Here is an 8631-nt window from a genome sequence, read left to right as displayed (position 1 = left end):
ACGCGGCGATGGACAACGCGCGTGATGCCACGCAGGTGTTCGGCGGGTACGGATTCATGAACGAGTACCCCGTGGGCCGGTTCTACCGGGACGCCAAGATCCTGGAGATCGGCGAGGGCACGAGCGAGGTGCAGAAGATGCTCATCGCCCGTGAACTGGGCCTGCCCGCCTGATCCGCGGCAGTGGAAGGCCCTCGGGAACGGTGGTGTTCCCGGGGGCCGGTTCCGTCCGTGTTCCGCGGGCCGGTCCGGGGACCGCGGCCGTGGCCGGTTCCGGACAGCCCGAACTGTCCGTGCCCACCGGGTGACCGTACGGTGTACGCGGCGCGAACGAACCGTGGACCCCATTCCGACCGAGGGAACGAACCCGCTGGTCACAGCGGCGACCACACGGACGGTGGTGGAGCGGGGGCCCGTCGTGGTGCCGGTGCCCACAGGGATCCGCGCGGGTCTGGGAATCGCACGGGGTGTGCGTGACCCCCGGGACCGGCGGGGGTACGACCGGAGAGGGGTGACAAGCACCCACGATCAGCACAGAATGGACTCACACGGCCAGGCCCCCTCATAACCGGGTCCCGTACCCGAACCGCGCACAGCGGCCCCGCCACGGGTGACGAGGCCGTTCCACGTTCCCCAGCCGGAGGAGACACCGGATGGAAGGCGCTCTGTCAGTGATCGCACTGGTGGCCGTCGTGGTGTCGGCGGGCGCGATCACGGTCGCCGCGCATTTCCGCAAGGACCGGGCGGCCGAGCTCCGCTCCTGGGCCCACGAGCACGGATGGCACTACACCGATCACCATCCGCGGCCCCTGGAGGACACGGTGCTCCCCCGGGCCGTCCACGGCCAGCACGCGCGGTCCCAGTACGTCCTCACCGGGCGGCGCGGAACTCATCTGGTCACCGCTTTCGAGTACACGCACGCCGCCTCGGCGAGTGACCGGCGGGGCACCGGCCGCTCGCGGCACACGTACCGGATCGTGGCCGTGCGCACACCGGGCCCCAACGCGGAACTGGAGATCCGCCGACGCGTGGTGCCCCGTCCGGTCGCCGACGGGACCGAGCCGATCGACGCCGTGTTCGATCTGACCTTCCACACCGCGGGCAGCGACACCGCGTTCACCCGCGCGGTCCTGGACCGGGCGACCAGAGCCTGGCTGCTGGCCGACACCCGTTCCCGGTCCCTTCCCGTGCGCTTCTCCGGCGACCACGTCCTGACCTGGGCGCCCATGCGGCTGGATCCGGACCGGGCGCTCACCGCCGCCGACTACCTCATCGACCTCGTGAACCGGGTGCCGACGACGGCGTGGCACGGCCGCCCGACCGGCCGTTGACCGGCGGGCCGGGGAGGAATCGGAGCCTGCCGACCGACGGACAAGAACTCCGCGCGTGCGGTGCTCGTCCGGGCGGGGCTGAGCCCGGCTGGCGCCGAGGGCGAAGGCCCCGGGCGTCCGCGGGGCGTTCGGGCGGCCTGAGCCGGGAATCCCCACCTATCCCATGAGGGGAGGGAACTCATGTCAGCTTCTCGGCCCTGAAGGACCGAGCTTGCGGTCGAACACCTGACTGGCTGCCAGGAACGTCCACCGCGTCTTACCCGGATCCTAGGATCCGGGTGGGACGTGTGACTTCCGCCCCGCGTTCCACACAACCCCGCCACGATGGGCGATGTTGCGGGAAGCGTTCCGGTCGGCGTGCGCAACGACACCGCACGACCGGCAGACAAAGGAGTCCTGGCTGATGCGGTTGCCCTTCTCGCGGTGGTCGCACCAGCTACACGTCTGGGACGTGTACGCCGGATCCACGAACACCACGGGCACACCCGCCCGCCTGGCCTTGTAGACGATAAAGCTCCCGAGNTGGGGCTTGCGAAGCCGTACCCTCTGCCGGATGCCCGAAAGATCTTCCAGGGCGATCCCGCGCGAGGTGCGTTCAGCCTCGGCCACGATGCGTTTGGAGATGCAGTGGTTGGCGTCCTTGGCGACGCGTGATTCCCTGCGTCGCTGCCGCTTCAACACACGTTTGGCGGACGTGGTGCCCTTGGCCTGCAACTTCTGGCGTAGACGCTGCTGCCGCCCGCGGTACCGGTTGAGCTTGCGCCCGGCCATGACACGGCCATCGCTGGTGGTGGCGATGTTGACGATCCCCAGATCCACACCCAGGAATCCCTCCGGGTCATACTCCTCGTCGTCGGGCACGGTGAGCGTGACGGACAGGAACCACACCCCGTCCCGATACAGCAGGTCGGACTCTCCGCGCTTGTGCTCGCCCAAGGCCTTAGCCGCATCAGGTGAGCAAGCGAAGGGCACGTCCTTCAACCGTCCCCGGACAGTCCACAACGAGATCGTGCGGGCGTCCACACAGAAGGAAAGGTTCCTCTGGTCGTAGGGCTGTGCGGCGTCCGACCGGAAGACGATCGGCTTTTCCTCGACGCGCTTGCGCCGCTTCGACCCGGGTTTTCCATAGTTCCCGGCCTTCAGGTTGGCCTTGAACGTCGTGTAGGCGTCGGCGACCTTCTTTACGACATGCTGTGCCGCTTGGGATCCGACACCGGCCGCGCGCACGTCGGCGTAGACGAGCTTGCGCAGCGCGTAGTTGCGGTGGGCACCTTCGCTGTGGGCGATCCGGGAAACACGGTTGGCCTGCTCGTTGACCGTGTGCAGGGTTGCCTCAAGCGCCGCCGCCTGTTCGGGCGAAGGCGTGAGTTTGAGCTGCACGACGATCGTGGACACCACCGCATCGTAGCATTGATCTATGTCACCGCGATGGGAACCAGACCCCGACGTACGCAGGGGAAGAAGCGTCGTCTATAACCTCCACGCACACTTGGTCTTCACACCGAAGTACCGCCGGGGTGTGTTCGACGACGCCATGCTCACCCGATGCGAGGAGATCATGCGCGAGGTGTGTGCCGACTTCGGGGCGGAGCTGCGCGAGTTCAACGGCGAGACCGACCACGTCCACCTGTTGGTGCACTACCCGCCCAAGGTCGCGTTGTCTCGCCTGGTCGGCTCGCTCAAGGGTGTGTCCGCTCGCAGGCTTCGTCAGGAGTTCACCGGACGGGTCAACCGTGCCCGCATGCACGGACACTTCTGGTCGCCGTCCTACTTCGTCGGCTCGTGTGGTGGGGCGCCGCTGTCGATCGTGCGGGAGTACATCGAGAACCAGAAACGTCCCGGTCCCGGTGCTCCGGGGATCGAGCGGCGCTCTACCTAGTCTTGGGGGCGATTCCTCCCGGGGCTGAAGCCCCGGGGTTCCTCGCTAAGACACGCTGAGAATCCCCTTCCTCCGGGGAGGGGGGCAGTCACAACCGTGTGTACGTGGGACGGAACATGCCGTGCCAGGTGTGAAGGCAAGATAAAATCCGGCTTGCCCCAACGCACAAGGAGTATCATCCCCATGAGCGACCCCAACGCCACGCACAGTATCTCCCGGGCGGAGCTCTTCAAGGACGACGACGAGGAGCGGACCGCGCCGGACCCCAACGCCACGGCCCGGATCTCGCGTGAGGAGCTCTTCAAGGACGACGAGCCGCCGGCGCCCCGAAGCGAGCGCTGACCCACCGCCCCGTCCCGGGTGCGGCGGCCAACCCCCGCCCCGAAACCTCGGGCACGATGTCCTCTGGCAATCGTCGGTTGGCGGCCCACTCGCGGCACGGGGCGCGTCCGGGACGTGTTCCGCGGATACGACGAGCGCCCATCCGGACGTCCGGATGGGCGCTCTCGTGTGTGGGTCAGCGGCGCTCGCGTACGGCGGCCACGATCTCGGCCACCGCCTCGTCGATCGGCACCCCGTTGTTCTGCGACCCGTCCCGGTAACGGAACGACACCGCGTTCTTGCTGATGTCCTCGTCACCGGCCAGCAGCATGAAGGGCACCTTCTGCTTCTGGGCGTTGCGGATCTTCTTCTGCATCCGGTCGTCGCTGGCGTCCACCTCGACCCGGATGCCCTCGGCCCGCAGCTTGGCCTCGATCTCGCGCAGATAGGGAACGTGCTCGTCGGCGATCGGGATGCCGACGGCCTGGACCGGGGCCAGCCACGCCGGGAAGGCGCCCGCGTAGTGCTCCAGGAGGACGGCGAAGAACCGCTCGATGGAGCCGAACAGGGCACGGTGGATCATCACCGGGCGCTGGCGGGAACCGTCCGCGGCGGTGTACTCCAGGTCGAAGCGCTCCGGCAGGTTGAAGTCCAGCTGAATCGTGGACATCTGCCAGGTGCGCCCGATGGCGTCCTTGGCCTGCACCGAGATCTTGGGACCGTAGAACGCGGCCCCGCCCGGGTCCATGACCAGCTCCAGACCCTGCTTCTCCGCGGCCTGGCGCAGGGTGTCGGTGGCCTCCGCCCACACGTGGTCGTCGCCGATGTACTTCTCCGGGTCCTTGGTGGACAGCTCCAGGTAGAAGTCGTCGAGCCCGTAGTCGCGCAGCAGGTCCAGCACGAAGGTCAGCAGCGAGTCGAGCTCGTCCGCCATCTGCTCCTTGGTGCAGTAGATGTGCGCGTCGTCCTGGGTGAACCCCCGGGCTCGGGTGAGGCCGTGCACCACGCCGGACTTCTCGTACCGGTACACGGTGCCGAACTCGAACAGGCGCAGCGGCAGCTCACGGTAGGAGCGCCCGCGCGCGTCGAAGATCAGGTTGTGCATCGGGCAGTTCATCGGCTTCAGGTAGTAGTCCTGACCGCCGTCGAGCTGCATGGGGGGGTACATGCCGTCCGCGTACCAGTCCAGGTGCCCCGACTTCTCGAACAGGGTGCTCTTGGTGGCGTGCGGGGAGTAGACGAACTCGTAGTCGCCCTCCTCGTGCCGCTTGCGCGAGTAGTCCTCCATCACACGGCGGATGATCCCGCCCTTGGGGTGGAAGACGGCGAGACCGGAGCCGATCTCGTCGGGGATGGAGAACAGGTCCAGCTCCGAGCCGAGTTTGCGGTGGTCGCGCTTCTCCGCCTCCTCCAGGAAGGTCAGGTAGGCCTTGAGGGCGTCCTTGTTCTCCCACGCGGTGCCGTACACGCGCTGCAGCTGCGGGTTGGTCTCCTTGCCCCGCCAGTAGGCGGCGGCGGTGCGCATGAGCTTGAAGGCCGGGATGACCTTGGTGGTGGGCAGGTGCGGCCCCCGGCACAGATCCTTCCAGCACTGCTCACCGGTGCGCGGATGGATGTTGTCGTAGATGGTCAGCTCACCCGCGCCGACCTCGACGCCGGCGCCCTCGGCGGCCTCGGCCGCGTCGCTGCCCTTGATGCCGATGAGCTCGAGCTTGTACGGCTGGGTGGCCAGTTCGGCGCGGGCCTCCTCATCGGAGACGACCCGGCGGTCGAAACGCTGCCCCTGCTTGATGATCTGCTGCATCTTCTTCTCGATGCTCTTCAGGTCAGCGGGGGTGAACGGCTCGGCGACGTCGAAGTCGTAGTAGAAACCGTTCTCCACGGGCGGGCCGATGCCCAGCTTGGCCTCGGGGAAGAGCTCCTGGACCGCCTGGGCGAGGACGTGGGCGGTGGAGTGGCGGAGGATCGCCCGCCCCTCCTCGGAGTCGATGGCGATCGGCTCGACCACGTCGCCGTCGGCCAGCTCGCGGTCGAGATCGCGCGGCTCACCGTTGACCATCGCCGCGATCACGGTCCTGCCGTCGGCTTCCAGGGCCTGACCCGCCGTGGTCGTGGCCGCCACCGCACGCGGGGTTCCGGCGAGGGTGATGTGCAGCTCAGGCGCGGCGGACACGGTGACTCCTAGGGATGTGTGGTTCGTGGTCGGCGCCGGGGCCGCCGCGTGCGGGCGGCCAGGCGTTTCGCGTCCGATGGTATCGGCTTCGCGTACGCACCGCTTCGCGTTGTCCACAGGCCGAGGGGCGGTCACGACCCTCGATTCGGTCGCATGATTTCGGATACGCGGGATGGTCCCCGGACACACCCCTACGAAGGAGGAGGAAGGAGCAGCATCACCGATCCCCACCGAATCTGTCATGGATCGTCACGGTATTCCCGGGATCACTGGCTCCCCCACCGTGGAGCATTGATCAACTCACTGAGATCGGTGACAATCAGCTGACATCCGATCGCCCCCAGCCCGACCCGAATCCGCCCACTCGTTCCGACCGAATACTGTGAGCGCATGTCACCGAGCCCTTCCCAAGGTCCGCCGGCCCCGGAGACATCCCCCTCTTCTGCTCGTGTTCGCCGATGGCGGCGGCTGCGGGCGCGGTTCCGACTCTTTCGCCGACGCATGCACTCGCATCCGGCTCTCCACCTGACCTGGCGCGTGGTGGTCACCACGGTGGCGGTCCTCGTCATCGTGGCCGGTCTCGTGATGATGGTGTTCCCCGGCCCCGGAGCGGCCTCGGTCGTCCTCGGCCTGTTCATCCTGAGCTCGGAGTTCCACTGGGCCCGCCGGCTCCTCCGCCCCGCGCGCACGTGGTTCCGCCGCGCGGAGCGGTTGGGCAACCGCCTCAAGGACGACCTCCTGAGCCGCCTCCGCGCCCGCAGGGCCGCCAGGAGGGGCCTCACCACCCCCGACCCCGACTAGGGGCACCCGGAACGCCCTGCGCGTGGGTCCGCCGTCCCTTCCGGCCCTCCCGCCCGGCCGGGGCGCGGGAGCCGCGGCCGCGCGGATCGCGGACGACGAAGGGGCCGGCCCCGTTTCCACGGAGCCGGCCCCTTCCTCATGTGGGCGATACTGGACTCGAACCAGTGACCTCGTCGGTGTGAACGACGCGCTCTAGCCAACTGAGCTAATCGCCCTTGAGTTGTTGCCCCGTCCGCCCTGTCGGCCGGACAACAAAGACTCTAGCGCATCTTCGGGGGTGGTCCGCGCACCCGTCCGCACCCCCGGGATCTCGGGTGTGTGACAGAGGCCACATTTCACCCCGGAAGCCCGCCCGGTCCTGCCAAGATGTGGCCCGGATCCCCGCTCTGAGAAGGAGATCCGGCCCCCGCGGAACCCGCGGGGACCCCCATCTCATTACCCTGGCGTGACGTGGGCCACCCGACATTGGGAAATCTTTGGTTTCCCCTGGTCATTACAGTGACGAAGGATCGGGAAGCCGCCATGCGGCACGCTGGCCCCGAGGAGCGGACAGCGCGGTCTCCGGTCCCACCCGACCAAGAAAGTCTCCGTACTCACGTCATAGTCCGCGGACGGCCGCGTTGGAGCGAGTGAGACGGCAACCGACCCGCGCCGCAACAGCAGGGCCGGACGAGAAAAGGTTTGGCGAACATGAACAGTAGCGACACCACTGCCACCGCCGAGCTGGGCCTGCGGCTCGTGGTCCCCGAACGCACCTCGGTGCCCCTGGTCGCGCGACTCGACTACAGCTCGAATGACCCGTACGCGATTCGGGTCGCCTTCCACACCGGCGAGGACGACCCCGTCGAGTGGATCTTCGCCCGCGAACTCCTCACCGTCGGCATCGTGCGCCCGGTGGGCGAGGGCGACGTCCGCGTGTGGCCCTCCAAGGACGACAACGGGGACCGTACCGTGAGCATCTCGCTCTCCTCCCCCTTCGGGCAGGCCGAGTTCGACACCCAGGTCTCGCCGCTGGCCGAGTTCCTGCACCGCACGTACGAGATCGTGCCCGCCGGCCAGGAGCCCACGTTCGTGGACCTGGACGAGGAGATCCAGCAACACCTGAACCCCTGACCCACCCGCACGGACACGACTGGGGGACGGCGCCCGACGGCGCCGTCCCCCAGTCGTGTCCTCAGGCCTCCGGTGGCCTTCCCGGAACCGCTCAGGGGTCGATGAGGGCCGCGGCCCGCTCGGCGAACACCGCGGCCGCCTTCACGGTGACCGGACCCGGCCCCGCGGAGACCTCCCGCCCGTCGATGCGCAGGATCGCCTGGACGTCGCGCCCGGTCGACGTCAGGAAGGCCTCCGAGACCTCGGGGAGGCGTTCCATGGGTACGTCCTCCTCCTCACCGCCGAACCACTCCAGGACGAGTTCCCGGGTGATACCCGCCAGCGGCCCGGCCGACAGCGGCGGGGTGACCAGCCTGCCGTCCAGCACCACGAAAACGTTGCTCCCGGTGCCTTCGCAGAGGTTGCCGCTCACATTGCGAAAGACGGACTCGGAGGCGCCTCTCGCCCTCGCGTGCGCGAGCGCGCGCACGTTGTCGGCGTAGGAGGTGGTCTTGAGGCCCGCCAGCGCACCGAACTCGTTGCGCGGCCAAGGCGACAGGGCGACCTCGGCCGTGGGCGCGATCGTCGGGAACGGGCTGACGGCCACGATCGCCGTCTGCTCTCCCGACAGGCGGTCCGACCCCAGCGGCCCGGCGCCGTCGGTGACGGTGATCCGCACGCGCGCGTCGGCGATCTCGGGGTTGGCCGCCAGCACCAGGGCCACTCCGTCGGCGATCAGGTCCAGATCGGGTTCGGCCAGGCCGAGGCCGGTGGCGGAGCGGGCGAGCCTGCGCAGGTGCCGCGTGAGCGCGAACGGGCGCCCCTCCCGGGCCCGCACCGTCTCGAAGACACCGTCGCCGACCGTGATGCCGTGGTCGAACACGGGGATGAGCGCCTCGCCCTCATCCACGACCGTGCCACGGCCGAAACCGGCCCCGGCGATCCACACCTTCATCCCAACCCCCAAGTCCTGTCGTGCCCCCTCGGGCGATGACACACCGTCGATCCTGCCACCCCCGTCCGACCTGGGACGCG

At 68.6% G+C, this 8631-nt stretch carries 9 protein-coding genes and 1 tRNA gene; 6 read left to right on the top strand and 4 right to left on the bottom strand.

What is annotated here, in order from left to right; genetic code table 11:
- Together D471_RS38250 and D471_RS0107000 are read left to right on the top strand one after the other, a co-directional pair.
- Positions 1–173: acyl-CoA dehydrogenase family protein (locus tag D471_RS38250; RefSeq protein ID WP_275041340.1), on the top strand; the 173-nt coding region annotated here is incomplete at its 5' end.
- 479 nt (positions 174–652) lie between these two features.
- A complete protein-coding gene (locus D471_RS0107000) occupies positions 653–1330 on the top strand; it encodes a hypothetical protein (protein ID WP_026127488.1) in 678 nt (225 codons plus the stop codon).
- Between the two features lie 267 nt (positions 1331–1597).
- Here D471_RS0107000 and D471_RS0106995 read toward each other — a convergent pair whose 3' ends face one another.
- Positions 1598–2728: an RNA-guided endonuclease InsQ/TnpB family protein gene (locus tag D471_RS0106995; protein WP_017597953.1), complete on the bottom strand. Its 1131-nt coding sequence runs from the start codon at positions 2726–2728 to the stop codon at positions 1598–1600.
- Positions 2729–2747: 19 nt separating this feature from the next.
- Here D471_RS0106995 and tnpA point away from each other — a divergent pair, with 19 nt between their 5' ends.
- Both tnpA and D471_RS40750 read left to right on the top strand, forming a co-directional pair.
- Positions 2748–3209 (top strand): IS200/IS605 family transposase, encoded by a 462-nt coding sequence (tnpA, locus tag D471_RS0106990; RefSeq protein WP_083924148.1) that lies wholly within the window; start codon positions 2748–2750, stop codon positions 3207–3209.
- 183 nt (positions 3210–3392) lie between these two features.
- The gene (locus D471_RS40750) at positions 3393–3551 is read left to right on the top strand and encodes a hypothetical protein (protein ID WP_017597951.1); all 159 of its coding nucleotides are present in this window, start codon (positions 3393–3395) and stop codon (positions 3549–3551) included.
- Positions 3552–3726: 175 nt separating this feature from the next.
- On the opposite strand, the gene thrS is transcribed toward D471_RS40750, so the two are convergent.
- Positions 3727–5703, bottom strand: a complete 1977-nt coding sequence (thrS, locus tag D471_RS0106980) for a threonine--tRNA ligase (RefSeq protein ID WP_017597950.1) — start codon at positions 5701–5703, stop codon at positions 3727–3729.
- Between the two features lie 501 nt (positions 5704–6204).
- Here thrS and D471_RS0106975 point away from each other — a divergent pair.
- Positions 6205–6504, top strand: a complete 300-nt coding sequence (locus D471_RS0106975; protein WP_017597949.1) for a PGPGW domain-containing protein — start codon at positions 6205–6207, stop codon at positions 6502–6504.
- Positions 6505–6645: 141 nt separating this feature from the next.
- On the opposite strand, the gene D471_RS0106970 is transcribed toward D471_RS0106975, so the two are convergent.
- Positions 6646–6719: transfer RNA gene (locus D471_RS0106970), tRNA-Val, on the bottom strand.
- A gap of 475 nt (positions 6720–7194) precedes the next feature.
- On the opposite strand from D471_RS0106970, the gene D471_RS0106965 reads away from it, so the two are divergent.
- Complete coding sequence (locus D471_RS0106965; protein WP_017597948.1) at positions 7195–7617, top strand: SsgA family sporulation/cell division regulator; 423 nt, start codon at positions 7195–7197, stop codon at positions 7615–7617.
- 91 nt (positions 7618–7708) lie between these two features.
- On the opposite strand, the gene D471_RS0106960 is transcribed toward D471_RS0106965, so the two are convergent.
- Positions 7709–8551, bottom strand: coding sequence for an aminotransferase class IV (locus D471_RS0106960; protein WP_017597947.1), 843 nt, complete (start codon positions 8549–8551; stop codon positions 7709–7711).
- Between the last annotated feature and the right edge of the window lie 80 nt (positions 8552–8631).

It is taken from the genome of Nocardiopsis lucentensis DSM 44048, assembly GCF_000341125.1.
Lineage (GTDB): Bacteria > Actinomycetota > Actinomycetes > Streptosporangiales > Streptosporangiaceae > Nocardiopsis > Nocardiopsis lucentensis.
Note: the sequence above shows the minus strand (reverse complement) of the source record. Positions and strands in the feature narration are given on the sequence as shown.

Coding starts and splice junctions, on each gene's coding strand:
- D471_RS0106960 (WP_017597947.1), bottom strand. CDS start 8,551: ATGAAGGTGTGGATCGCCGGGGCCGGTTTCGGCCGTGGCACGGTCGTG.
- D471_RS0106975 (WP_017597949.1), top strand. CDS start 6,205: ATGCACTCGCATCCGGCTCTCCACCTGACCTGGCGCGTGGTGGTCACC.
- D471_RS0106965 (WP_017597948.1), top strand. CDS start 7,195: ATGAACAGTAGCGACACCACTGCCACCGCCGAGCTGGGCCTGCGGCTC.
- D471_RS40750 (WP_017597951.1), top strand. CDS start 3,393: ATGAGCGACCCCAACGCCACGCACAGTATCTCCCGGGCGGAGCTCTTC.
- D471_RS0107000 (WP_026127488.1), top strand. CDS start 653: ATGGAAGGCGCTCTGTCAGTGATCGCACTGGTGGCCGTCGTGGTGTCG.
- tnpA (WP_083924148.1), top strand. CDS start 2,748: ATGTCACCGCGATGGGAACCAGACCCCGACGTACGCAGGGGAAGAAGC.